Here is a 22,513-nt window from a genome sequence, read left to right on the forward strand (position 1 = left end):
TCCGATGGCCCGCAAGAACCTCCTCGCCGGCCTGCTCGATCCGGCCGACCAGACCGAGTTGACCGCGGTCAACTCGCCCCGCGACGACGCGGCGGCCGGGCGATCGGAGCGGGGCCCCGCCCCGGCCGTTCCCAGCTTCACCGGCCGCGGCGCGGTCGGCGCGATGAGCCGGTCCCTGGAGCGCCTGACCTCCGAGGTCGTCTCGGCGCGCGCCGCGGAGGACCAGCTCAGGTCCGGCAGCGTCGCGGTCGATCTCGATCCGGGCCTCGTCGACCCGTCGCCGGCCCCCGACCGGCTGCCGGTGATCGACGGCCCCGGCGAGGACGCCTTCGTGGCGGTCATCCGGGCGCAGGGGCAGCAGACCCCGATCCTGGTGCGGCCCCATCCCACCGTCAGCGGGCGCTATCAGGTCGCGTTCGGCCACCGGCGGCTGCGGGCCGCCGCCGCGCTGGGGCGGCCGGTCCGCGCGCTGGTGCGGACGCTCACGGATGCCGAACTCGTCGTCGCCCAGGGTCAGGAGAACAACGCGCGGGCCGATCTCAGCTTCATCGAGCGGGCCGCCTTCGCCCTGACGCTGGAGCGGCTCGGGCACGGGCGCGACGTGATCATGGCCGCCCTGCTCGTCGACAAGACCGAGCTGTCGCGCCTGATCGCGGCGCGGCGCGCCCTGCCCGATTCCGTGATCGCCGCCATCGGTCCCGCCCCGAAGGCGGGACGCCGCCGGTGGATGAGCCTCGCGGATCGCCTCGCCAGCCCGGAGATGCGGGCGCGGGTCGATGAGATCGTCGCCGCGGACGCCTTCGCGACCCTGTCCTCCGACCAGCGGTTCGTGCGCGTGTACGCGGCCGTGGCGCCGGTCCCAGCCCCGGCGCCGCCGGTGGTCCGCGCGGGGCCGGAGGTGGGGCTGGCGGAGGACGGGCGCCACTTGGCGCGCGTCGAGCGGACCCCGACGACCGTGGGCCTGATCATCGACGAGACGCTCCATCCCGCCTTCGGCGACTTCCTCGTCGCGCGCCTCCCCGAGCTGTTCGCGGCCTACGAGCGCGAACAGGCGCGCGGCCCGGAGCGATCCGGGCTCTGAGGTCGCGCCGCGCGGGCCTCGCGCCGCCGGGGCGGACCGGTCGCGAGGCCGCCGGTTCCCGAGATCCGCCGCGCGCGATCCGCCCGCACGGGGGAGGGGGCTCCGGCGCGCTGCGTGAGGCGCCGGCTACCTGCAGGCCTCGGCCCGCTTGTCGATCAGGCCGCGCAGCCCGGAGAGGCTGATCTCCTCCGTCATGGCCTCGTGCCATCGGTCCAGCAGGCGGATGCTGAAGCGTCGACCGGCCAGAATATCTTTCAATACGTCCCCATTCAGCGTGATCACTCCGGCGTCCTGCATCTGCGTTGTGGGAAACATCGCGTTTGAAACAGGTCCGTCGTCGATCCGATACTGATAATTGAAGATGGAATTCTTCGGTAGGCCGGTGACCTCGATGCGGTCGCCGACGATCTGGATGCGCGACCGCGCCTTCGGCGCCAGAACGCAGGCGACGTCGCCGCTCGACGGGGCCGCCGATTTCCTGAGCACCCAGTCGCCCTCGCCGGCGACCGTCTGTCCGGCCTCCTGAGCGTGGCCCAGGCCCGCGACAAGGCAGAGCGCGACGGCGCAGATCGTGACCCTCATGAACGACATCCCCGCTTCACCCGCCGGTCCGGCCCTGGGACCAACATCGTTCGCGCGGCGGCGCCGTCGATCTGAGACACATTCGCCCGGTCACCGGCAGGCGCGCGCCGGCGGATCCGCGATCGGGTCCGCCCCGCCTCTGCGACTCCTCCGGGGCCCTCGGCGGCCCTACGGCGTCACGCCGGCCGACCGGAGCCGCGCCGCGAGGCGCGGATACACGCGCAGCGCGTTCCCGGCGTAGATCTTGGCCCGGTCCGCGTCCGGGATCGCCGCGGCCTCGACGTAGCGCTTGGTGTCGTCGTAGGCGTGGCCGGTCTCGGGATCGACCCCGTTCACCGCGCCGACCATCTCGGAGGCGAACAGCACGTTCTCGCGCGGGACGACCTTGAGCAGCAGGTCGATGCCGGGCTGATGGTAGACGCAGGTGTCGAAGAAGACGTTGCGCATCAGCTCGGACAGCGGCGGCCGCTTCATGTCCTGGGCCAGCCCCCGGTAGCGCCCCCAGTGATAGGGCACGGCACCGCCGCCGTGCGGGATGATCAGGCGCAGCGTCGGGAAGTCCTTGAACAGGTCCGAGGTCACGAACTGCATGAAGGCGGTGGTGTCGCCGTTGATGTAGTGCGCCCCGGTCGCGTGGAAGTTGGGATTGGCCGAGGCGCTGACATGCACCATGCCGGGCACGTCGAGCTCGACCATCTTCTCCCAGAGCGGGTACCAGAACCGGTCGGAGAGCGGCGGATCGGTCCAGTAGCCCCCGGACGGGTCCGGGTTGACGTTGCAGCCGACGAAGCCGAGCTCCTTGACGCAGCGCTCGAGCTCGGCCGTGCAGTTCTTGGGCGAGACACCCGGCGATTGCGGCAGCTGGCAGACGCCGACGAAGTTCTGCGGCATCAGGCTCGTCACACGGTGGATCATGTCGTTCGACACGATCGACCAGTCGAGGCTGGTGCGGGCCGTGCCGATATGGTGGCCCATCCCGCCGGCCCGCGGCGAGAACAGCGCCAGGGAGATGCCGCGCTCGGACTGGAGCTTGAGCTGCCGCCCGCTCACGCTGGCGCGCACCGCGTCGTCGCTGACTTGCAGGTCCGACGGCTTGGGGGACTGGCCCGGGTCGTTGAGCGCGCCGATCTGGCGCTTGCGCCAGTCCAGCATGGCGGCCGGCTCGGTGGTGTAGTGCCCGTGGCAATCGATCACCAGACCCGTGTAGCGCGACGGCTCGGCCCGCGCGGCGCCGGCCGTCAGAGCCGCCGCCCCCAGCCCCGCGAGGCGGCCCAGGAAGCCGCGCCGGGGCAGGCAGCACGCGCAGCCCGCGCCGGCGACCGGCGTGGCCGGATCGGCCGCCGCGATCATCGCGCGCCGCCCTCCGGCAGGGCGGCGCGTTTGCGCAGCACCATGTCGCCCCGGAACAGGAACTTCTGCGCCCGCTTCCCGGTGTCGACCTCGGTGGTGAAGACGTTACCCTTGGAGTCGATCGCGAGGTTGTGGACCCAGTGGAAGTCGCCGGCCATCCGGCCGTTGCGGCCGAAGCGGCCGAGGATCTCGCCGGTGTCGCGGCTCAGGGTGCGGACCTCGTTGTTGGCCCCGTCGGCGTTGAGCAGGTAGGTCTGGCGCTCGTCCGGCCACAGGGCGAGTTCCCAGACCGAGCCGTTGGCCCGGGTGTTCTTCTCGACGAACATCTCCTTCACGAAGGTGCCGTCCTTCCGGAACACCTGGATCCGGTCGTTGGTCCGGTCACACACGTAGACGAGGCCGTCGCGGGCGACCTGCACGCAGTGCACCGGGTTGGCGAATTGCTGGGACGGGGCCGCCGCCGGATCGTAGGCGCCGAGCTTGTCGTCGGTCGGCGGCTTGCCGTAGGCGCCCCACATCCGCTTGAACGCGCCGGTCTCCGCGTCGAACACGATGACGCGGTGGTTGTAGTAGCCGTCGGCCACGTAGAGCTCGTTCGTCTCCGGATCGACCATCATGCCGGCCGGCTTGCCGAGACGGCTCGTGTCCCGGCTGTCGGTCTGCGGCCCCTGCTTGCCGATCTGCAGCACGAACTTGCCGTCCGGGGTGAACTTCAGGATCTGGCCGTCGGTGTCGCCGTTGCCGGCGAGCCAGACGAAGCCCTTGTGGTCGATGTGGATGCCGTGCTCGTTCTGGGGCCACTGATAGCCCTCGCCCGGGCCGCCCCAGGACTTCACCAGGCGCCCGGCCTGGTCGAAGACGAGGACCGGCGGCGCCGGCTTGCAGCAGCGGGTGCGGGGCGGATCGAGGCTCGCGGCCTTCTCGTCGTCGGTGAGGGTGCGCGGCCGCTGGATCACCCAGACATTGTCCTGCGCGTCGACCGCGACGCCCGCCGCCTGACCCATGATCCAGTCGTTCGGCAGGTGCTGCGGCCAGGCCGGATCGACCTCGAAGCGCAGCGGCTCCTCGGCGAAGGCCGGAACGGCGAATGTCAGCACTGTCAGCGAGGCCGCAGCCGTCAGCCGACGCAGCACGCGTCGCAGCATCTCGGTTTCCTCTCCCGGTTTTTACTCAATTCGTGCCGCCATGAGAGGCTGAAAGGCCGCCCTCGTCCAGCATCGCGCAGCATATCCGGGTAACATCCCGGGACGCTTGCGCCCGGATGTGCCCGTCCGCGCGCGGTCCCGGCCGCCGCCGGGTCGCGCCGAGATGCGCGCCGAGATGCGCCCTGGGCGGCCCGAGGCTGTATCCTTCCCGCGCCGACGGCGAACAGGGACGGTACGTCCCGCATCGACGAGTCCGGATGGAGGCGCCCCCATGATGACGCGCAGAACGCTGACCCGCACCCTTGCCGCCGGCGCGGCCGCCGCGCTGCTGCCCGGACCGGCCACCGCCCAGGACCTCCCGCGGGCGCGCAACGTCGTGCTGGTCCACGGGCTGTTCGCCGACGGGTCGTGCTGGTCGGAGGTGATCCCGCACCTGCAGGCGGCCGGCCTCTCCGTCACCTCCGTGCAGAACCCGCTGACCACCCTCGCGGAAGCGGTGGCCTCGGCGCAGCGCGTGCTGGCCCGCCAGGAGGGACCGACCGTCCTCGTCGGCCACTCGTTCTCCGGCATGATCGTGACCGAGGCCGGGATCGACCCGAAGGTCTCGGCGCTGGTCTACGTGGCGGCGCGGGCGCCGGACGCGAACGAGGATTACGCGGCGCTGGCGAAGGCCTACCCGACCCCGCCCGCCTCGGCCGGCATCGTGTTCGACGGCGACGAGGGGCGCCTGAGCGAGGCGGCGTTCCTGCGGGATTTCGCGGGCGACCTGCCGGTGGAGAAGGCGCGGGTGCTGTTCGCGGTCCAGCAGCCGTTCCGCAAGGTCCTGCTGACGGGACGGACCACCCAGGCCGCCTGGCGCTCGAAGCCGAGCTTCTACGCGGTGTCGACCGAGGATCGGACCATCGACCCGGACCTCGAACGGTTCATGGCCAAGCGCATGAACGCGCGGACCGTCGAGCTCCGGGCGAGCCACCTGTCCCTGATCTCGCGCGCTCCAGATATCGCGGACCTCATCCTCGAGGCGGCCGGCCAGCCCCGCCGTCGGCGCTGACCGGACGCGACTCTCTTGCGGGCGCTCGTCCCTCCCCACGGTTCCCGGTCCGGGGTTCCCGTGCCTGGCCGGGCGGCGGGGAGGGGGCTGGGCTGCGTGCGGCGAAGGTCCCGGGATGTCCGGACGCGGTCCCTCGGCCCTACCTATCGGTCATCGGGCCGAAACGGATCTGGAGCGCGCGCATGCAGGACATCCCGTTGGGGGCGAAGGGGAGCTTCGCCATGCTGGTCGGGCCGTCACATCTGGCCAGCCAGTTCAAGGACAACATCCTTCCGCCGGTCTTCGCCACGCCGATGATGGTCCTGATCATGGAGAACGCGGCGCTGAACGCCGTCCGCCAGTACCTCGATCCCGGCGAGAGCGCCGTCGGGACCAAGGTGGACGTGACCCACATGGCGGCGACCCCGGTCGGGCACCGCGTCCGGGCGGAGGCCGAGGTGGTCGGCGTCGCCGGACGCCAGATCCAGTTCCGCGTCGCGGCCTGGGACGAGTCGGAGCAGATCGGGGCCGGGACGCACGAGCGGATGATCGTCGACATCGAGCGGCTCGGCAAACGTCTCGCCGCCAAACAGCCCGCCCCGTCGAAGCGCGCGTAGAGTCCGCGCCGCTGCGCGGGTCCGACTCCGCTGGGACCGGCGAGCCCGGCTCGGTGCCGACGGGCTTCGACCCTCAATCCGGGCGGCCCGCGCCAGCGGACTCGGTCTGCCGCACCGCGACGGCAGCCCTGATCGCCTCGTAATCGGCCTTCTTCAGGACACGCCGGGTCACGAGATCCTCCGGGGAGCCGTAGGGCCGGAACGCGACGATCCGGCGCCCGATCATGCCGGCCCCGAGGGCGTTCAGCTCCTCGACGGACGCCGTGTTGAGGTCGACGCCCTGGCCCGGAGAGGCCGGCGGCTGGCCGGAGCCCGGCGCGCCCTCGACCTGCTGCGGCGGCGCCGCCGGCTTCGCCACCCCGCTCGCCGCGGGGGCATCTGGCGATGCGGGCGGCGATGCGGGCGGGGTTGCCGCCAGGGACGACGGGGGGGCGGTTGTCGCGTTCCGCGGTGCCGGGGCGACGCGCTGGGCGGATCCGGCGTTCGGCCCCGGATAGACGGACCGGATGGCCTCGCCCTGCGGGTCGATCCCGGATCGGTCCTGCTTGGACACGGGAATCGGTGTGGACGCCTGCCTGTCGCGGCTCGCGTGAGGGCGGGGCCCGTAGGAGATCCAGAGGCCCGCCAGGACGACTGCGGCCGCCGCCAGACCGGCGCTGATGGACAGCGTGGATCGGCTCATTCTCACAACCTCCTCTTGGCGGGCGGGGCACTGCCCCACGGCGATGGCACTGTCGAGGCGGGCTAACCCAGCCCGAGCGGCATCGCCATCCGCCGCGTGAGGTTCGCTGATCCGAATCGTGCGGCGCGCTGGCGCAGCTCACGGTCGCGCGGGCCGCGCGGCGAGGCGGCCGGCGTCGTCGCCCGCGCGGGGCCGCACGTCTGATAACGCCGCAGCGCGGGTCCGGCCGTCAGAGCTCGAGCGTCACGGCGTCCCGCGCACGCGAGACGCAGGGCATCATGCGGCTCCGGCGCTTGGCGAGCGGCAGGACCGCGTCGCGGTGGAGGACCGCGCCGTCGCGATAGCCGCACTCGCAGGCGCCGCAGACGCCGAGCTCGCAGGAGGAGGGCAGGTCGAGCCCCGCGCCGCGCAGCACGTCGAGCAGCGACCGGTCGGCGGGCACGTGGAGCACCTGCCCGGTGGAGGCGATGCGCGCCTCGAACGGCTCCGGTACGAAGCCCTCGTCGCGCAGCGGCTCGAAATGCTCGCTGTGCACCCGCTCGGCGGGCCAGCCCCGCGCGACCAGACCCTCCTGGACCGCGTCCATGAGGCGCCGCGGCCCGCAGGCGTAGGCGTGGGTCCCGGTCTCGGCCGGGCCGAGGGCGTCGGGGTCGAAGCGCCGCCCCTCGGACCCGAACCAGCCGATGAGCCGCGGCCCGCAGACCGCCCGGACATCCGCCAGCAGCGGCGCTACCTCGGGGGAGGGGGCGCAGAGATGGAACGCAAACTCGGCCCCCGACGCGGCGAGCACGCGCGCCATGGCGAGCAGGGGCGTCACCCCGATCCCGCCGGCCACGAGCAGGTGGCGGCGCGCGCCGGGGTCGAGGGGGAAGTTGTTGCGGGGCGCCGAGACGTGGGCGAACGCCCCGGGCGCGAGCGTCTCGTGCGCCCAGGCCGAGCCGCCCCGGCCGGCCGCCTCCCGCTTGATCGCGATCTCATAGCGGCTCCGGTCGGCCGGGTCGCCGCACAGCGAGTACTGCCGCACCCGCCCGTCCGGCAGGCGCAGGTCGACGTGGGCGCCGGCCGTCCAGGCGGGGAGTTCCGGGCGCGCGGGATGGACCAGACCGAGGTGCAGCACCTCCGGCGTCGTCGCGACCGCGTCGGCGACGCGCAGCTTCATGATCAGGCGGGCCGTCATCGCGCGCAGCTCCGTCAGTCCAGCAGCGCGATCGCGTCGCCGGGCCGGATCACGCCGCCGCTCTCGATCCCGCAGTTCAGGCCCGAGCGGTTGTAGAGCGGCAGGTAGACCGGCATTCCGAGCAGCTCCTCGAGATAGCGGCAGGGGAAGTTGAGGCGCCCGCCCCGCAGGATCACCGCGCCGACCCGGAAGCGCCGGCCGACCAAGTGGTTGAGCGGCACGCCGCGCACCGTGAGGTTGCGCCGATGGTCCCCCGGCAGGAGGCGCAGCGGCCCCTCCTGCAGCGGCGGGTCGTTGCGGTTGAGGGCGTCGAGGGCCTCCTGCTCGATCAGCGTGACCTCGCGCACGTCGGGCTTGGGCGAGTAGGTGCCGGTGCCGAGGAAGTAGCGGTCGCCCTCGATCCCGCGGCCGGCCACGCACACGGCCTTGGACACTTCCTCCATCTCGTAGCTCGCCGCGGGGGCGATGTGGATGTGGGTCAGGCTGCCGACCCAGCCGGCGGCGCCGCCCGGAACCCGGACGGCGGCCGATCCGGCCGCGTGCGCGAAGGCCTCGACCATGCGGGGTGCGGTCTCGCCGGTCATCGTGCTGGTCGCCTCGGTTGTCATGCGGCCTCCGTGGCGAGCGCGATCGCCTCGATCTCGACCCGGGCGTCGCGCGGCAGGCGCGCGACCTCGACCGTGGAGCGCGCCGGGGCCTCGCCCGGGAAGTGCTCGGCGTAGACCGCGTTCATCGCGGCGAACTCCGCCATGTCCTTGAGAAACACGGTCGTCTTCACGACGCTCGCGAGGCTGGCGCCGCCCGCCTCGAGCACGGCGGCGAGGTTGGCGAGGGAGCGCCGGGTCTGCGCCTCGATCCCGTCCGGGAACGCGCCGGTGGCGGGATCGATCGGCAGCTGTCCGGAGGCGAAGACCAGCCCGCCGGCCCGGATCCCCTGTGCGTAGGGCCCGACCGCCGGAGCGGCCTTCTCGGTGCGTATGGTGTGCTTCGTCATGCGGTCGATCTCGCCTCGGTCTGTTTCAAATAGTGGACGATAATCCACTGTATGGGAAGCCGCCGCGCGCGTCCGGGGCGGCGGCTCATCCGGTCAGTCGATCGGCTTGCGCGCCGTCTCCGGGGCGAGGAGCGTCGCCGTCAGGGTGATGCAGGCGAGGGCGATCAGGTAGACGGAGATCGGCCAGGTCGCGCCGGAACTCCAGCCCAGCAGGGCCGCGGCGATCAGCGGGGTGAAGCCGCCGCTGAGGGCCGCGCCCACCTGGAAGCCCAGCGAGGCGCCGCTGTAGCGCAGGCGCGCGTCGAACAGCTCGGACATCCAGGCGGCGCCGGTGCCGAACATGATCCCCTGGCCGAAGCTCAGGGCCACCGCGACGGTCAGGGTGATGATCGTCGGGTCGCGCGTGTCGAGCAGGGTGAACAGCGGGAACGCGAAGGCGATCGAGAACAGGCAGGCGGCGACGAACAGGGTCCGGCGGCCGTAGCGGTCCGACAGCCAGCCGAAGGCCGGCAGGGTGAACAGCTCGATCACCGCCGCCACCAGGATGCCGTTCAGGATGATGCTGCGCGACAGCCCGAGCTGGCCGGTCACGTAGGAGATTGAGAACACGGTCACGACGCTGACGTAGGCGATCTCGGAGACCTTGAGGCCCACGGCCTTCAGGAAGGTGCGCGGGTGCTCGGTGAGGATCTCCATGACCGGCAGGCGCGCCACCGCGGACCGCCGCTTCACCCGCTGGAACGCGGGGGTCTCGTGCAGGCGCAGGCGGATGAACAGCCCGAGGCCGACCAGCAGCGCGCTGGCCAGGAACGGGATCCGCCAGCCCCAGGCGAGGAAGTCCGCCTCCGGCAGGAAGCCGCACAGCGCGAAGGCCCCGATCGACGCGATGACGCCGAGGGGGTAGCCGAGCTGGACGATGCTGCCGAAGAAGCCGCGCCGCTCCGCCGGGACGCTCTCCACCACCATCAGGACCGCGCCGCCCCACTCGCCGCCGATCCCGATGCCCTGGACCAGGCGCAGCGCCACGAGCAGGATCGGGGCCCAGATGCCGATCTGCGCGTAGGTCGGCAGGCACCCGATCAGGAACGTGCCGAGGCCCATGATGATGATGGTCAGGGACAGCATCGCCTTGCGGCCGATCTTGTCGCCGAAATGCCCGAAGATGACGCCGCCCAGGGGGCGCGCCAGGAAGCCCACCGCGTAGGAGCCGAACGCCGCGATGGTGCCGACCAGCGGGTCGAAGCTCGGGAAGAACAGCTTGTTGAACACGAGCGCCGTGGCCGTCCCGTAGATCAGGAAGTCGTACCATTCGACCGTCGTGCCGATGACGCTCGACCAGACGATCTGGCGCCGGTCGGCGACCGGCACCGGGCCGGCATCGAGAACGGGGGACGCCTCAAGGGGCAACGCGGTATCGGCCACGGCACATCCTCCACTGTGATGGATAAAAATCCATTCTTGTGGAGGCAAGCGGCGTGCCAGCCCGGCGACGCGCGTTCCGGAGTGCACTTCGGCGCAAGGTGCGGCGCAAGGTGCATTTCGGCAGCCCCTGCGCTAGGCGGGGGCGACTCTCTCGGTGCCGCGCCCCGGTCGCGCGGCCCGGACGCGGGCGCGGAAGACGGGGCATGACGGCGAGGACGATCATCGGGGCGGACCCGGCAGCGACGGAGACGTCCCCGCAGATCCACATCGCCGAGGAGATCCGGCGGCGCCGCAGGGAGCAGGGCCTGTCGCTGGAGACGCTGGCGGCGCGCTCGGGCGTCAGCCGCTCGATGATCTCCAAGATCGAGCGCTCCGAGGCCGTGCCGTCGACGGTGGTGCTGTCCCGCCTCGCGGAGGCGCTCGGCGTCACCTTCTCGCGGCTGATGGCGCCCGCGACGGAGCGCGAGATCCTGGTGATCCCGGCGAGCCGCCAGCCGATCCTGCGCGACGAGGCGTCCGGCTACCTGCGGCGCTGCATCTCGCCGGTCCTGCCCGGGCGCGGCATCGACTGGGTGCTCAACACGCTGCCGCCGGGTGCCAGCACCGGCGAGTTCACCGCCCATCGCCGCGGCGTGTCCGAGTACATCTACGTCCTGCGCGGCCGCCTGCGGGCGGTGATCGGCGAGCGCGCGGTCATCATGGAGACCGGCGACAGCCTGTATTTCGAGGCCGATGCCGGGCACGCCTTCACCAACGTCGGCACGGAGGCGTGCGAGTACTTCCTGGTGATCGACCCGTCGCGCGTCCGCTGAGCCGGGCCGTCCCGGACGTCCGCGGCGCGCGGGGCCGGCCGCCGGTCCCGGTCGGGCGCGTCAGTGGAAGGCCTTGAAGGCGATGATCGTCTCGGAATCCTTCACGCCGTCGAGGCGCAGGAGGAATTCGTTCACGAACAGCCCGATATCGACGCCGTTGTCCACGTGGAACTTGGCCATGATGTCGAACCGTCCGGCCGTGGAGTAGATCTCGGACGCGATCTCCATCGCGACGAGCGCGTCGGACACGGCGTAAGTCTTGCCGATCTCGCATTTGATCTGCACGAAAAATGTCTTCATGTCCGTCTCGCTGGATGGCGCGCCGCCGCGGCCGCGCGGATCGGGGCCGCCGACCCCGCCGGAGCGGCCGAGCCTAGCACCGTTCCGCGCGTCCGCTCAGGCGGCGCCCGGCCGGAGAAACGCCAGGACCTCGCGGGCGAAGATCTCGGGGGCCTGGAGCTGCGGGACGTGGGCGCAGTCCGGCAGCGTCACGAACCGCGCGTCCGGCAGCCCGGCCGCGAGCTCGCGGGCCATGGCCGGCGGGGTCGCCTCGTCCTCCTCCCCGACGAGCACCAGCGCAGGCGCGCGGATCTCGGAGAGGCGCGCGCGCAGGTCGAGGCCGGCCAGGGCCGCGCAGGCCGCCCGGAACACGTCGACGTCCGTGCGCAGGAAGGCGGCCCGGCGCTCGGCCATCAGGTCCGGGTGCGCGGCCTGGAACGCGGGCGCGAACAGCCGGCGCATGGCCGTGTCGGCGAGCGCCGCGAGCCCCTTCTCGGCCGCCGCGCCGGCCATGCCGCGGAACGCGGCCCGGCCGGGCTCCGGGAAGCAGGCGCCGCAATCGGCGAAGACGAGCCGGTCGAAGAGGTCGGGGTGGCGCAGGGCGCAGAGCAGCAGCACGAAGCCGCCGTAGCCGTTGCCCAGCCCGGCCGCCGGCCGGCCCCCGGCCGCCGCGCGCAATGCCGCGCCGACCCGGTCGGCGACGGCCTCGAGGCCGCCCGGCGCGGGCGCGGAGGCGCCGAACCCGGGCAGGTCGGGGAGGAGGAGCCGGAAGTCGCGGCCGAGCGCCGGGGTGACCCGGTCGAAGCTCGTCCGGTCGGCGAGCAGCGAGTGCAGCAGGACGAGGGGCGGGCCCTCGCCGAAAGCGGTCACCGCGACCTGGCCATCCGCGAACATCGCCTGCATCCGAGACCTCCCCCGCCGCCTCTGCCGGCGGCTCCACGACGCTGTCGCATCCGACGCGTTCGCTCGCAATCCGGTTGACGTGATATTTCACGAATGGCAGCATGTGTCGATCGAACGAGGCCGTGCGTGCTGCTCCGAGACAACATCTACGCGGCGATCCGCGCCGACATCCTGGCCTGCGTCCTGCGCCCCGGCGCGGAGGTGCGCGAGCAGGAACTGGCCCAGCGCTACGCCGTGAGCCGGCAGCCGGTCCGGGAGGCGCTGCTGCGCCTGGAGCGCGAGCGGCTCGTCACGGTTCACGCGCGTCAGGGATATCAGATCAACGCGATTTCGGTGGCGGACGCGCGCGATCTGCTGCGCATGCGCCTCGCCCTGGAGCCGGCCTGCGCGGCCGAGGCCGCGGCCGGCGCGCCCGCTTCCGTCCTGGCGTCCCTCGACGCGTTCCGCGCCGTCGCGGACGGCGCCGACTTCATCGCGGAGAACCGCGCCTTCCACATCGCCCTCGCCGAGGCGTCGGGGAACCGCCGCATGGCCGCGACCGTGCGCGACCTCGTCGAGCAGGCGGACCGGCTCGTCCGGGTCAGCCTCGACGGCATCCGCGGGCGCGACCCGGCGCAGCTGGTGGACGAGCACGCCGCCATCATCGACGCCGTGCAGCGGCGCGACGGGCGCGGGGCGCGCCGCCTCGTGCGCGCGCACGTCGCCCAGGCCGAGCGCCGCATCCTGACCGCCCTGGAACGCAGCGCGATCGTCCTCTGAACGAGCCCGCGCCCGGCGCGGAGCCGAGGGACGCGGTCGAACACGACACCGGGCCCGACCAGGCCCGACTACGGACCCGACACGGGAGAGACGCCATGACCCTGCACGCGCCGGAACCGACCGTCGAGACACGGGGCAACTTCATCGACGGGCGCGAGGTCGAGGCCGGCGACGGGACGCTGATCGACGTGCGCAATCCCGCCACCGGCGCGGTGATCGCCCGGATCCCCAATTCGGGGCCGGCCGACGTCGACCGGGCGATGCGCGCGGCCCGGGCGGCCTTCGAGGGCCGGGAATGGGGCGGGATGGACATCCGGGCGCGCGCCCGGCTGGTGAACCGGCTCGCCGACGCGTTCGAGGCCAACCTCGACACGCTCTACCGGCTGGAGACCACCAACAACGGCCGGCCGGTCAACGAGACCCGGGCGCAGCTCTCGCGGCTGCCGGACTTCTTCCGCTACTTCGCGGGCGTGGCGCTGGCGCGGCGCGACGACGTCATCCCGGTCGAGGGCAACTACCTCAACTACACCCGCCGCACCCCGATCGGCGTGGTGGCGAACTGCACGCCGTTCAACCACCCGCTGATGATCCTGTGCAAGTCGCTGGCGGTCGTGCTCGCCACCGGCTGCACCACGGTGGTCAAGCCCTCCGAGTACACGCCGCTCACGACCCTGAAGCTCGCGCAGATCTTCACCGAGGCCGGCCTGCCGCCGGGCGTGTTCAACATCGTGCTGGGGCTCGGCGCCTCGACCGGCAAGGCGCTGGCCGAGCACGGCGACATCAACAAGCTCGTGCTCACCGGCGGCACCGAGGCCGGCCGGATCGCCGGCTCCGCGGCCGCGAAGGTTTTCGCCCACCAGACCATGGAGCTCGGCGGCAAGACCCCCGTGATGGTGTTCGACGACTTCGACGTCGAGCGGGCGGTGAACTACGCGGCCTTCGGCGCCTTCATCGGCGCCGGCCAGACCTGCGTCTGCGGCAGCCGCCACCTCGTCCAGGCCTCGATCTACGACGAGTTCGTGGAGCGGCTCGCCGCCAAGACCGCCGCGATCCGCCTCGGCGACCCCTTCGACCCGGCGACCCAGCTCGGCCCGGTCATCTCCGAGCGCCAGCGCGAGCGGGTGCTGGCCTATGCCGGTTACGGCCGCGACCAGGGCGCCCGCGCGGTGGCGGGCGGGCGGGCGGCCCGGGTGCCGGGCTTCGAGGGCGGCTACTTCGTGGAGCCCACCGTGTTCGCGGACGTCACCGCCGACATGCGCATCTTCCAGGAGGAGGTGTTCGGGCCCTTCACCAGCGTCACCCGCTTCGAGGACGAGGCCGACGCGCTCCGGCTGGCCAACGACTCGCCCTTCGGCCTCGCCGCGGCCGTGCGCACCCGCGACGTCGCCCGGGCCCACCGGGTGGCGCACGCGGTCAAGGCCGGCATCGTCTGGATCAACGACCACCACCGCCTCGACCCGGCCTCGCCCTGGGGCGGGGTCGGCGACAGCGGGCTCGGCCGCGAGTGCGGGATCGAGAGCTTCAACGATCATTTCGACGTGAAGAGCGTGATGGTCGCCACCGGCGACGGGCCCTTCGACTGGTACCGCGCCACGGCCGGCCAGCGCCGCCTGAACTGACGTCCGGCGGCGCGGGGGATGCGAGGTCCGCGCCGGACGGACCCCTTCCGCGCCGGCCCCGAACCCGAGGAAGGAAACGCCCCATGTCCGAAGCCGTGAGCCCGGCGGTCAACGCCGGAGGCCGCCTCGACCGCCTGCCGATCGGCCCGTTCCACCGCCGCATCATGTGGCTGATCGGGATCGGCATGTTCTTCGACGGGTTCGACATCTACATCGCCGCCACCGTGCTCGGCGCGACCCTGAAGAGCGGCTTCTCGACCCTGCCGCAGAACGCGTGGTTCGTCTCGGCCACCTTCGTGGGGATGATGGCGGGCTCGTTCCTGACGGGCTTCTTCGGCGACCGCTACGGGCGGCGCTTCACCTACCAGGCCAACCTCCTGGTCTTCGGGCTGGCCGCCATCGGGGCGGCCTTCGCGCCCAACATGACGGTGCTGATCGTGCTCCGCTTCATCATGGGCGTGGGGCTCGGGGCCGAGAACGTCGTGGGCTACTCGACCATGACCGAGTTCGTGCCGGCGCGCTCGCGCGGGCGCTTCCTCGGCCTCATGGCGGTGTTCGTCGTCACGGGCCTGCCGGCCGCCTCCCTGATCGGCTACCTGATCATCCCGGCCTTCGGCTGGCGGGCGATGTTCGCGCTGGGCGGTCTCGGGGCGCTCGCCGTCTGGTACGCCCGCAAGAGCCTGCCGGAATCGCCGCGCTGGCTCGAGGCCGTGGGGCGCCACGCCGAGGCCGAGGCGCTGATGCGCGCGATCGAGGCCGAGGCGGCCCGCGGCGCGCCCCTGCCGCCCGCCGCCGCGGCCGCGCCCGTCACGCAGCTCGGGCTCGCCGCCCTGTTCCGGCCGCCGCTGCTGTCGCGCCTGCTGCTGGGCTGCCTGTGCCTCGTGGTGATCAACACCCTGCTGTACGGCTTCGTGACCTGGCTGCCGACCTTCTTCATCCGGCAGGGCCTCTCGGTGGCGACCTCCTTCGGCTACGCGCTGCTGATGGGGCTCGGCGCGCCGGTGGGCAGCGCCATCGGCGCCCTGACCGCCGACCGCTGGGGCCGCAAGCCGACGATCATCGGCGCCTCGGCGACGGCCATCCTGTTCGGGATCCTCTACCCGATGACCCTGGACCCGGTCCTGCTGCCGCTGGTCGGGTTCGGGCTGACGGTGCCGATCTACGTGCTGGTGGCCCTGCTGTTCGGGATCTACATCCCCGAGCTGTTCCCGACCGAGGTGCGCCTGCGGGCGTCGGGCCTGTGCAACACGGTCGGGCGCGGGGCGACCATCGTGACGCCCTTCCTGGTCGTTACCCTGTTCGAGACCTACGGCATCGCGGGCGTGACCGGCCTGATGATCGGGCTGCTCGCCCTGCAGATCGTGGCGGTCGCGGCGTTCGGCGTCGAGCCGCGCAGCCAGAGCCTGGAGAGCCTGGAGGCCGGCGTGGCGCCGGCCGAGGGCGGCCCGGCCGCCCGGGCGCGGGGCACGGTTCCGCGCCCGATCCACTGAGACCGGGAGGCGCTCCGCCCGGCCGTCCCCCGGCTGGGCGGAGCGATCAGTTCCAGGTGTGCAGGACCGTGCGCCAGGCGCCGTCGCGCTTCTCCAGCACGTTCACCCAGTTGCCCTCGAACTTCTTCTTCGCGCCCCCGTCCCCGGGGCCGGTCATCTCCCAGCGGCCGGACACGATGAGCAGGTTGTCCTTCGGCAGCGCGGATTTGACCGTCGTCTTGTGCTCGTCCCATCCCTTCGCCTTCAGCCCGGCGAAGAACTTCTGGATGCCGTCGCTGGTCTGCGGCGCGCCCTTCGTGACGACGATCGCGTCGGGCGTGTAGAGCTTGGCCAGCGCGTCCATGTCGCCGCCGTTATACGCCGCGTCCCACTGGCTCGCGGCGCTCTGCGCGTCGGCCTGGACGGTGTCCGCCCGGCACAGGCTCGGCGTCATCAGGGCGACAGCGAATACGGTCGCGTGCAGGACGTGGGGGCGCAGCATGTCTTCCTCCATCGTGAAGTGTTCTGGTCGATCACGGTGCGAAGGCGCGGGAGCTCCGGATCTTGACTAAGGGTACTTCTCCCAGGTGAGCGTGATGACGCTCATCCTGCCGTCGACGTTGAACTTGAACGGCACCGTCGTGAGGACGAGCCGCTCGTTCTCCTGCGCGACGTGCCGGACCTGGGAGGTCCCGGTCCAGGCCTCGTTCCAGGACGTGTCGATGTCGTGGACGATCCGGTCGCCCTCGAGCCGGTAGGTCCCGGCATAGGCGAAGAAGGTCTTGTGGAGCTTGATCCGGTCCGCGTCGGACATCTTGTCGTTGGCGATCGGCCGCTCCCGGCCTTCGTGGGCGCAGACCACCATCATGCGCCCGTCGTGGCCGTAATGGATCCAGCCGGTCGGCTTCGGGCCGCCGTAGGCGTCGATGGTCTCGCCCGTATCCACGATCCGGCGCGTGGCCGCGGCGAGGCGCCAGGTCCCGACGACCGCGTCCGCGTCCACCGCCCATCCGGGCGAGATGCCGAGACAACCCGAGACCAGGACGGCGGCGCCCGCGACGCCGACCATCGCCGTCTCGGCGAGCCGAGACCTACGCAACCCCTGTTCGACGACGCGCATCGCAGCGACCCCCGGTAAGGCCATGGGGACTCAGAGCACGAACCAGACCGTACGCGACAGAACCATCATTGAATACCATGATCGGTGCGAATGCAAGGCTTATGTGCTGATTTGATAAAAACGAAAACAGTCAAAGATCTGATATGGTCCGAATGACGCTGGAAAGATAAGTATAGATGCGCCCGAGAGACCTGCGCGGCCTGCCGGCCGAGTCGACGGCGCGCGTGGGGGCGACGTTCGGGAGGGGGATCGGCCGCCCGCATGCGGAAACGTCCTGATCCGCGTGTCCGGATCGTCCTTTCCACCTGCGCGAGGCGTGCGAACATCTGCGCGTCCGAGACGATTGACCGCTCATCGGGGGAATGCCGCGCGCCTATCGAGGGTGGCGCGCTGGGGCTACGCTCCCACTGATGTCCGCGGCAACCGACCCCCACCCCGACCCCAGGCCGACCCTCGCGCGGCCCGACGACGATCCGTACCTCTGGCTGGAGGAGGTCGACGGGCCCGACGCGCTCGCCTGGGTTGAGGCACGCAACGCGGAGACGCTCGCCCGCTACGGCGATGCCGGCTTCCTCCGCGACCGCGACATCGCCCGCACGCTTCTCGACCGGCCGGACCGCATCCCGTTCGTCCAGCGCTTCGGCACCTGGCTCTACAATTTCTGGACGGACGGCGCGCATCCGCGCGGCTTGTGGCGGCGCGTCGACGCGGCCGGCTACCGCGCCGCGGTCCCGGACTGGGAGATCCTGCTCGATCTCGACCATCTCGCGGCGACGGAGGGCGAGGACTGGGTCTGGGCCGGGGCGACGATCCTCAGGGACGCGCTCGATCGCGCCCTCGTGCGCCTCAGCCGCGGCGGCAAGGACGCGGCCGTGATCCGCGAGTTCGATCTGGACACCCGCACCTTCGTGGCCGACGGCTTCGTCCTGCCCGAGGGCAAGGGCGGCGCGACGTGGCTCGATCGCGAGACGGTGCTCCTGTCGAGCGCCCTCGGCCCGGGCATGGCCACGCGGTCCGGTTACGCGCGCACCGTCCGGCTCTGGCCGCGCGGCACGGACCCGCGCGACGCGTCCGTCCTGTTCGAGACCGCCGAGACCAGCATGGCGGTCTGGGGCGCGTCCGACCGGCAAGCCGGGACCGAGCGGATCACGGTCGTCGAGCAGCTCGGCTTCTTCGACGCGGCTGTCCATATCGGCGATCGCGGCGGCCTGCGCGCGCGCCTCGACCTGCCCACGCATGCCGGGGTCCAGCTGCACCGCGACCACCTGTCCGTGCGGCTGCGGCGGCCCTGGACGGTGGACGGCGTCGCGCACGACACCGACACGGTGCTGGCGATCGCGCTCCCCGACCTGCTGGCGGGAGGTCGCGCCTTCACGGTCCTCTGGCAGCCGGACGCGCGGCTCGCCCTGCAGAGGGTGTTCTGGTCGGCCGGGCGGCTGATCGTGGACGTGCTTGAGGACCTGCGTCCCACCTACCGCGTCTTCGAGCCGGGGCCGGGCGGCTGGACCGAGCGGCCCCTCGCCGGCCTGCCCGCCCTCGGCTCCGTCCATCTCTGGCCCCTCGACGGCGATCCGGAGCGGGCGGACGGAGCCCTGCTGGCGCTGGCCCACGACCCGGTGACGCCGCCGGCGCTGCTCGCCTTCCCGCCCGCGCTCGATGCCCCGGCCGTCCTGCGTCGGGCGCCCCCGGCCTTCGACGCGCGCGGCATCCGGGTGACGCGCCACGAGGCCCGGTCGGCGGACGGGACGCGCGTTCCCTACGTTCAGGTCGGACCGGAGGCCGAGACCGGTGCGGCCCCCGTCTACCTGACGGCCTATGGCGGGTTCGGGCTCTCGCGCCTGCCGGATTACCAGCCCGTGCTGGGCAAGCTCTGGCTGGAGCGCGGCGGCACCTGCGTGACCGCCAACATCCGCGGCGGCGGCGAGTTCGGCACCCGCTGGCACCACGCGGGCCGGCGCGAGGGCAAGGCCCGGGCGCACGACGACTTCGCCGCGGTGGCCGCCGATCTCGTGGCCCGCGGCGTGACGCGGCCGGGGCGGATCGCGGCCGAGGGCGGCTCGAACGGAGGCCTGCTGATCGCCAACATGCTCACCCGTTACCCGGAGCGGTTCGGGGCGCTGGCCTGCACGATCCCGCTGATCGACATGCGCCGCTACACGAAGCTCCTGGCCGGCGCGAGCTGGATCGGGGAGTACGGCGATCCGGACGACCCGCAGGACTGGGCGTTCCTGTCCGGCATCTCCGCCTACCACGCCGCCGAGGCCGGGCGGGCCTACCCGCCGATCCTGCTGGCCACGAGCCGCGGCGACGACCGGGTCCATCCCGGCCACGCGCGGAAGATGGCGCAGAAGCTCCGCGTCCTCGGCTGCGACGTCGCCTTCTACGAGCCCGCGACCGGCGGGCACGGCGCCGGCAAGGACAGCGAGCAGACGGCGGCGTTCCGGGCGCTGGGGCTCACCTTCCTGCGCCGCGCCATCGGATGGGATGACCCGGTCGCGTGAGCGCGGCCTCGACCCGAACGGCGGCATCGTCCGGGTCCGCATACGGGAACGGCGGGGCTCTCGCCCCGCCGTTCCCGCCGTCCGTTCGGGCAGTCCGTCGCCCGGGCGGCCCCGAGGACCGCCGCGGCTCAGAAGCCCATCAGCACCCCGGCCGAGCCGGTCACCGTCATCGCGAGGCCGCCCAGGAAGGCGCCGATCATCGCGTAGGAGAAGCCCTTCAGGACCATGTCGTGCACTCCTTTCATCAAGCGGCGGGTCCTCAGCCGGACCCGGTCGGTTCGTCTGCAATGATGATGCCGGATCGGCCGGCTGCGTGCGGTGCGAAGAGTCACGCTGCGCCGCGGAACCGTTCGGCGCGCGTTCAGGCGGCGACGGTGGGCGAGACGGCCGCCGGGCCCGTCTCGCTCACGCGAAATGGGCCGGCAGGCTGAGGGCCTGCGCGTAGGTCACGAGGGCGACCGCGCCGGCGATCAGGGTTGCCACCAAGGCGATGCGGTTGGTCCAGGTCATCGTCGTCTCCATCGGGTTCGCGACTGTGTTCGCGGTGTGATCCCGATGTACGCCCAAGCTTTCAGGTCCGGCGTGTCCCGGAACACCTGCAGGGCCGCCGCTCGCGCACGGATCCCGGGCCGCGCACCGGCCGGAGGCGGGCAGGGAGGCCGCCTCCGGGCTCGGAGGGCCCCGCAGAGCGGGACGGGACCCTGATCCGCCGGCCCGCTCTATCCAGCCCCCGCGCCCTGATCCGCGTTGGAGGCGACCGTGAAACCCTCGCGATCGAAGACGGTGTAGAGGATGCCGGCCGGATCAAGGCCGAGACCCCCGATATGCGCGATCGCCGCTTCCTTGGCCTCGGCCAGCGTGCTGAACGGGTCCGGCAGCTGATACATCCGTGAGGCCTGCTCGGCGCCGTCGATCCGCACCGGCGGCGTGGTGATCTCGACCGTGTAGGGCACGACGACTGTCCGCCTCGACCTAGTGGAACACGCCGAGGAAATACAGCAACAGGATGATCGGCAGCGGGATTCCCAGCAGCCACAGCAATCCACCGCGCAGCATTCGCGCCTCCTCTATGTCGACAATCGCACCGAAATATCGGCCGGTTCGAGATTGGAACGCGCGAACATCGGAAAGGGATGCACAATACTGGTGCGAATGCTCGGGGCGCACCTTCGGTAGAGCTGCGCGAGACCTGCGGGCGTCCCGCCCCGCGCGGGCGGCCGTCCGCGCCCGACCTCCGCCCGGCCGCGGGTGGGACGGCTCAGCGATGCAGCGCGGCGATCCAGTCCCTCAGCGGATCCACCACGTAGGCCATCCAGGTCCGCGCCCAGGCCAGGGCAGGGCGGTTCGCGTCGATCGGCCGGGCGGCCATCAGGGCCGCCACGTAGGCGTCCTCCTGCGGCTTGCACGCGTCCAGGGCGCCCCGCTCCCGGCCGGGCCTGCTCCGGTGCGCCGGCTGCCGGTCGAAGGCCTCGCGGACGCAGCCGTGCCACGCCCGCTCCAGGCCCGGCAGGTCGGCCGGCTCCGCTGCCAGCGCCGCGGCGGGCTCGGCCCCCGCCAGGGCCGCGAGGAGCGCCAGGCCGGCCGCGAGGGGCGAGCGCCTACTCATCCGACGCGCGCTCCGTCTGCGGGGCCGCGTCGGCGAGGGTCATCGCGCGCGCGGCCGTGCGCAACTCGTGGCGGGCCACGCCGTCCGCGAGCGCGACGAGGGCGACGAGCACGAGCCCCAGCATGAGGAGACGGCGGATGGTCGGGGCGGGGATGAGCATCGAGGGCGCCTCAGGGAGACGTCCGCACCGTAGCGGAGCCGTCGCGCGCCGGCTGCCACTCCGATGCCACATGAGTACGGAAAGCGAACGTCCGTCCACGAAATCCCGGCGGGAGCGCCCCGGCGCGCCCGCGAGTCGCGGATGCCGGCCATCGCCGCGCCGGATCGAGCCGCGGTGCCGGGCGCGCCCAAAAGGGGCCGGTCCGGCGCGACGAAGAGACCTCGCGCTTGATCCGATACTGACGATTGTGCGGCGTCGCACGCATTCGCGGCAACCGCCGGCCTAACATCCATGTTGAAGGATGACATTCGGCCCGACAGAGCCGAGGCGATCAAGACCGCCGGAACGACGATCTTCCTCACTCGCGACAGTTGACCGGATGACTTCGTGCCGAAGTCAGAAGAGGTTTGCCATGACCGTCCGCCTGTTCGCTGCCGCCGCGCTCGCCGCGACCCTCGCCGCCGCCCTCGCGACGCCCGCCTCCGCGCAGGGATCCGCCGCACGCCACGGCCTGTCCGACGTCACCGCGGTGATGCTGCCCGAGATCTCCGTCACCTACCACCGGCCCGTGCCGGCCGACCGCTCCGCCGGCCCGCACGTCGCCGGCCCGGCCGGCCGCCAGCCGCGCTGACCGGTCAGGCCCGGCGCCCGCAGGATTGCCGGCCTTCCGCGATCTGACCTGCACGAGGCCTGCACGGTGCCCGCATGATGCCCAGCGGGGAGGGCACGTCTCACGGCGCGAAGGCAGATCTCGATCCGGTCGGGCCGGGCGGCGACGCGCATTCGCCGAGCGCGCGCCCGGTCGACATGCACGCGCGATTAGTGTTGACGGCCGTCAATGCTATGCTCGGTGGTCCGTCCACGGTATGCATCGACTTCAGGAGCGCGCCGGGACGCGAAGGGCCGATTGCTATGACACGCTTGACCGTCGCCGCGCTGGTGTTCGCCCTCGCAAGCCCCGCGATCGTCGCGCAGGCCCAGCAGGACATCCCGATCCAGCAGGATCTCAAGCGCATGGATCGCCTCGATCAACGGCTCGGGCGCGAGGATACCGAGTTGAAGGTCGACCCCAACGTGACGCCGGACAATCCGGACGGTGTGGTCGGCTTCGACGGACCTCCGTTCAACTACGGGGATCCCGGCGTGATGGGTGACGGCCCCCTCCCGCCGGGATCGCCCGCCGACGACGACGACTGGTACTGACC

General features: G+C 72.3%; 25 protein-coding genes. 10 read left to right on the plus strand and 15 right to left on the minus strand.

Features of this window, described 5'->3' with window-relative positions:
- Positions 1-4: 4 nt before the first annotated feature.
- Entirely contained in the window at positions 5-1,081 is a 1,077-nt protein-coding gene (gene repB, locus BMY19_RS23400) for a plasmid partitioning protein RepB (RefSeq protein WP_091927590.1), read from the plus strand.
- A 126-nt stretch (positions 1,082-1,207) separates the two neighbouring features.
- Here repB and BMY19_RS23405 read toward each other — a convergent pair whose 3' ends face one another.
- The 3 genes from BMY19_RS23405 to BMY19_RS23415 all read right to left on the minus strand — a co-directional run bounded on the left by BMY19_RS23405 (position 1,208) and on the right by BMY19_RS23415 (position 4,158).
- Entirely contained in the window at positions 1,208-1,663 is a 456-nt protein-coding gene (locus BMY19_RS23405) for a hypothetical protein (RefSeq protein ID WP_139215687.1), read from the minus strand.
- 168 nt (positions 1,664-1,831) lie between these two features.
- On the minus strand, positions 1,832-2,860 hold the full coding sequence (locus tag BMY19_RS23410; protein WP_056524304.1) for an amidohydrolase family protein: 1,029 nt from the start codon (positions 2,858-2,860) through the stop codon (positions 1,832-1,834).
- 149 nt (positions 2,861-3,009) lie between these two features.
- Positions 3,010-4,158 carry an NHL repeat-containing protein gene (locus tag BMY19_RS23415; protein ID WP_100253115.1) on the minus strand — a complete coding sequence of 383 codons (1,149 nt, stop codon included), beginning with the start codon at positions 4,156-4,158 and terminating at the stop codon, positions 3,010-3,012.
- A gap of 271 nt (positions 4,159-4,429) precedes the next feature.
- Here BMY19_RS23415 and BMY19_RS23420 point away from each other — a divergent pair, with 271 nt between their 5' ends.
- Both BMY19_RS23420 and BMY19_RS23425 read left to right on the plus strand, forming a co-directional pair.
- Entirely contained in the window at positions 4,430-5,209 is a 780-nt protein-coding gene (locus BMY19_RS23420) for an alpha/beta fold hydrolase (RefSeq protein WP_091682102.1), read from the plus strand.
- A gap of 182 nt (positions 5,210-5,391) precedes the next feature.
- Entirely contained in the window at positions 5,392-5,805 is a 414-nt protein-coding gene (locus BMY19_RS23425) for a thioesterase family protein (RefSeq protein ID WP_091927586.1), read from the plus strand.
- A 73-nt stretch (positions 5,806-5,878) separates the two neighbouring features.
- Here BMY19_RS23425 and BMY19_RS31435 read toward each other — a convergent pair whose 3' ends face one another.
- The 5 genes from BMY19_RS31435 to BMY19_RS23450 form a co-directional block, all read right to left on the minus strand.
- A complete protein-coding gene (locus BMY19_RS31435; RefSeq protein ID WP_244534996.1) occupies positions 5,879-6,163 on the minus strand; it encodes a helix-hairpin-helix domain-containing protein in 285 nt (94 codons plus the stop codon).
- Positions 6,164-6,716: 553 nt separating this feature from the next.
- Positions 6,717-7,664, minus strand: a complete 948-nt coding sequence (locus tag BMY19_RS23435; RefSeq protein WP_100253117.1) for a PDR/VanB family oxidoreductase — start codon at positions 7,662-7,664, stop codon at positions 6,717-6,719.
- 14 nt (positions 7,665-7,678) lie between these two features.
- On the minus strand, positions 7,679-8,248 hold the full coding sequence (locus tag BMY19_RS23440; protein WP_100253148.1) for an MOSC domain-containing protein: 570 nt from the start codon (positions 8,246-8,248) through the stop codon (positions 7,679-7,681).
- 20 nt (positions 8,249-8,268) lie between these two features.
- Complete coding sequence (locus BMY19_RS23445; protein ID WP_042670561.1) at positions 8,269-8,658, minus strand: Rid family detoxifying hydrolase; 390 nt, start codon at positions 8,656-8,658, stop codon at positions 8,269-8,271.
- A gap of 93 nt (positions 8,659-8,751) precedes the next feature.
- Positions 8,752-10,026, minus strand: a complete 1,275-nt coding sequence (locus tag BMY19_RS23450) for an MFS transporter (RefSeq protein ID WP_170855219.1) — start codon at positions 10,024-10,026, stop codon at positions 8,752-8,754.
- A 257-nt stretch (positions 10,027-10,283) separates the two neighbouring features.
- Between BMY19_RS23450 and BMY19_RS23455 the strand changes: the two genes are divergently transcribed.
- Positions 10,284-10,892, plus strand: coding sequence for a helix-turn-helix domain-containing protein (locus BMY19_RS23455; RefSeq protein ID WP_020096176.1), 609 nt, complete (start codon positions 10,284-10,286; stop codon positions 10,890-10,892).
- 60 nt (positions 10,893-10,952) lie between these two features.
- Here BMY19_RS23455 and BMY19_RS23460 read toward each other — a convergent pair whose 3' ends face one another.
- Both BMY19_RS23460 and BMY19_RS23465 read right to left on the minus strand, forming a co-directional pair.
- Entirely contained in the window at positions 10,953-11,192 is a 240-nt protein-coding gene (locus BMY19_RS23460; protein WP_100253118.1) for an Lrp/AsnC ligand binding domain-containing protein, read from the minus strand.
- Positions 11,193-11,288: 96 nt separating this feature from the next.
- Positions 11,289-12,074: an alpha/beta fold hydrolase gene (locus BMY19_RS23465; RefSeq protein WP_100253119.1), complete on the minus strand. Its 786-nt coding sequence runs from the start codon at positions 12,072-12,074 to the stop codon at positions 11,289-11,291.
- 126 nt (positions 12,075-12,200) lie between these two features.
- On the opposite strand from BMY19_RS23465, the gene BMY19_RS23470 reads away from it, so the two are divergent.
- The 3 genes from BMY19_RS23470 to BMY19_RS23480 all read left to right on the plus strand — a co-directional run bounded on the left by BMY19_RS23470 (position 12,201) and on the right by BMY19_RS23480 (position 15,942).
- A complete protein-coding gene (locus BMY19_RS23470) occupies positions 12,201-12,833 on the plus strand; it encodes a GntR family transcriptional regulator (protein ID WP_020096173.1) in 633 nt (210 codons plus the stop codon).
- Positions 12,834-12,928: 95 nt separating this feature from the next.
- Positions 12,929-14,452, plus strand: a complete 1,524-nt coding sequence (locus BMY19_RS23475) for an aldehyde dehydrogenase (protein ID WP_100253120.1) — start codon at positions 12,929-12,931, stop codon at positions 14,450-14,452.
- A gap of 83 nt (positions 14,453-14,535) precedes the next feature.
- Complete coding sequence (locus BMY19_RS23480; protein ID WP_100253121.1) at positions 14,536-15,942, plus strand: MFS transporter; 1,407 nt, start codon at positions 14,536-14,538, stop codon at positions 15,940-15,942.
- A 46-nt stretch (positions 15,943-15,988) separates the two neighbouring features.
- On the opposite strand, the gene BMY19_RS23485 is transcribed toward BMY19_RS23480, so the two are convergent.
- Together BMY19_RS23485 and BMY19_RS23490 are read right to left on the minus strand one after the other, a co-directional pair.
- Positions 15,989-16,423: a YybH family protein gene (locus BMY19_RS23485; RefSeq protein WP_056524205.1), complete on the minus strand. Its 435-nt coding sequence runs from the start codon at positions 16,421-16,423 to the stop codon at positions 15,989-15,991.
- A gap of 66 nt (positions 16,424-16,489) precedes the next feature.
- The gene (locus BMY19_RS23490; RefSeq protein WP_100253122.1) at positions 16,490-16,990 is read right to left on the minus strand and encodes a lipocalin-like domain-containing protein; all 501 of its coding nucleotides are present in this window, start codon (positions 16,988-16,990) and stop codon (positions 16,490-16,492) included.
- A gap of 461 nt (positions 16,991-17,451) precedes the next feature.
- On the opposite strand from BMY19_RS23490, the gene BMY19_RS23495 reads away from it, so the two are divergent.
- Entirely contained in the window at positions 17,452-19,542 is a 2,091-nt protein-coding gene (locus BMY19_RS23495) for a prolyl oligopeptidase family serine peptidase (protein ID WP_100253123.1), read from the plus strand.
- Between the two features lie 719 nt (positions 19,543-20,261).
- Here the strand turns inward: BMY19_RS23495 and BMY19_RS23500 are convergent.
- The 3 genes from BMY19_RS23500 to BMY19_RS31020 form a co-directional block, all read right to left on the minus strand.
- Positions 20,262-20,495: a hypothetical protein gene (locus tag BMY19_RS23500; RefSeq protein ID WP_020095857.1), complete on the minus strand. Its 234-nt coding sequence runs from the start codon at positions 20,493-20,495 to the stop codon at positions 20,262-20,264.
- A gap of 305 nt (positions 20,496-20,800) precedes the next feature.
- The gene (locus tag BMY19_RS23505; protein ID WP_100253124.1) at positions 20,801-21,148 is read right to left on the minus strand and encodes a hypothetical protein; all 348 of its coding nucleotides are present in this window, start codon (positions 21,146-21,148) and stop codon (positions 20,801-20,803) included.
- Positions 21,141-21,308 (minus strand): hypothetical protein, encoded by a 168-nt coding sequence (locus BMY19_RS31020; protein ID WP_020095859.1) that lies wholly within the window; start codon positions 21,306-21,308, stop codon positions 21,141-21,143. Before BMY19_RS31020 ends, BMY19_RS23505 begins: the two co-directional genes overlap by 8 nt.
- 412 nt (positions 21,309-21,720) lie before the next feature.
- Here BMY19_RS31020 and BMY19_RS23510 point away from each other — a divergent pair, with 412 nt between their 5' ends.
- Both BMY19_RS23510 and BMY19_RS31440 read left to right on the plus strand, forming a co-directional pair.
- Positions 21,721-21,939, plus strand: coding sequence for a hypothetical protein (locus tag BMY19_RS23510; protein ID WP_020095860.1), 219 nt, complete (start codon positions 21,721-21,723; stop codon positions 21,937-21,939).
- A 74-nt stretch (positions 21,940-22,013) separates the two neighbouring features.
- Complete coding sequence (locus tag BMY19_RS31440) at positions 22,014-22,511, plus strand: hypothetical protein (protein ID WP_244534997.1); 498 nt, start codon at positions 22,014-22,016, stop codon at positions 22,509-22,511.
- The last annotated feature ends 2 nt before the right edge of the window (positions 22,512-22,513 follow it).

Source organism: Methylobacterium sp. UNC300MFChir4.1, from assembly GCF_900110155.1.
Lineage (GTDB): Bacteria > Pseudomonadota > Alphaproteobacteria > Rhizobiales > Beijerinckiaceae > Methylobacterium.

Bases quoted from the DNA above. Each gene is read 5' to 3' on its own strand.
- BMY19_RS23495 (WP_100253123.1), top strand. From the start codon at position 17,452: ATGTCCGCGGCAACCGACCCCCACCCCGACCCCAGGCCGACCCTCGCG.
- BMY19_RS23465 (WP_100253119.1), bottom strand. From the start codon at position 12,074: ATGCAGGCGATGTTCGCGGATGGCCAGGTCGCGGTGACCGCTTTCGGC.
- BMY19_RS23435 (WP_100253117.1), bottom strand. From the start codon at position 7,664: ATGACGGCCCGCCTGATCATGAAGCTGCGCGTCGCCGACGCGGTCGCG.
- BMY19_RS23460 (WP_100253118.1), bottom strand. From the start codon at position 11,192: ATGAAGACATTTTTCGTGCAGATCAAATGCGAGATCGGCAAGACTTAC.
- BMY19_RS23420 (WP_091682102.1), top strand. From the start codon at position 4,430: ATGATGACGCGCAGAACGCTGACCCGCACCCTTGCCGCCGGCGCGGCC.
- BMY19_RS23510 (WP_020095860.1), top strand. From the start codon at position 21,721: ATGACCGTCCGCCTGTTCGCTGCCGCCGCGCTCGCCGCGACCCTCGCC.
- BMY19_RS23480 (WP_100253121.1), top strand. From the start codon at position 14,536: ATGTCCGAAGCCGTGAGCCCGGCGGTCAACGCCGGAGGCCGCCTCGAC.
- BMY19_RS23485 (WP_056524205.1), bottom strand. From the start codon at position 16,423: ATGCTGCGCCCCCACGTCCTGCACGCGACCGTATTCGCTGTCGCCCTG.
- BMY19_RS23445 (WP_042670561.1), bottom strand. From the start codon at position 8,658: ATGACGAAGCACACCATACGCACCGAGAAGGCCGCTCCGGCGGTCGGG.
- BMY19_RS23405 (WP_139215687.1), bottom strand. From the start codon at position 1,663: ATGAGGGTCACGATCTGCGCCGTCGCGCTCTGCCTTGTCGCGGGCCTG.
- BMY19_RS23455 (WP_020096176.1), top strand. From the start codon at position 10,284: ATGACGGCGAGGACGATCATCGGGGCGGACCCGGCAGCGACGGAGACG.
- BMY19_RS31440 (WP_244534997.1), top strand. From the start codon at position 22,014: ATGATGCCCAGCGGGGAGGGCACGTCTCACGGCGCGAAGGCAGATCTC.
- BMY19_RS23490 (WP_100253122.1), bottom strand. From the start codon at position 16,990: ATGGTCGGCGTCGCGGGCGCCGCCGTCCTGGTCTCGGGTTGTCTCGGC.
- BMY19_RS23440 (WP_100253148.1), bottom strand. From the start codon at position 8,248: ATGACCGGCGAGACCGCACCCCGCATGGTCGAGGCCTTCGCGCACGCG.
- BMY19_RS23505 (WP_100253124.1), bottom strand. From the start codon at position 21,148: ATGAGTAGGCGCTCGCCCCTCGCGGCCGGCCTGGCGCTCCTCGCGGCC.
- BMY19_RS31020 (WP_020095859.1), bottom strand. From the start codon at position 21,308: ATGCTCATCCCCGCCCCGACCATCCGCCGTCTCCTCATGCTGGGGCTC.
- BMY19_RS23475 (WP_100253120.1), top strand. From the start codon at position 12,929: ATGACCCTGCACGCGCCGGAACCGACCGTCGAGACACGGGGCAACTTC.
- repB (WP_091927590.1), top strand. From the start codon at position 5: ATGGCCCGCAAGAACCTCCTCGCCGGCCTGCTCGATCCGGCCGACCAG.
- BMY19_RS23425 (WP_091927586.1), top strand. From the start codon at position 5,392: ATGCAGGACATCCCGTTGGGGGCGAAGGGGAGCTTCGCCATGCTGGTC.
- BMY19_RS23415 (WP_100253115.1), bottom strand. From the start codon at position 4,158: ATGCTGCGACGCGTGCTGCGTCGGCTGACGGCTGCGGCCTCGCTGACA.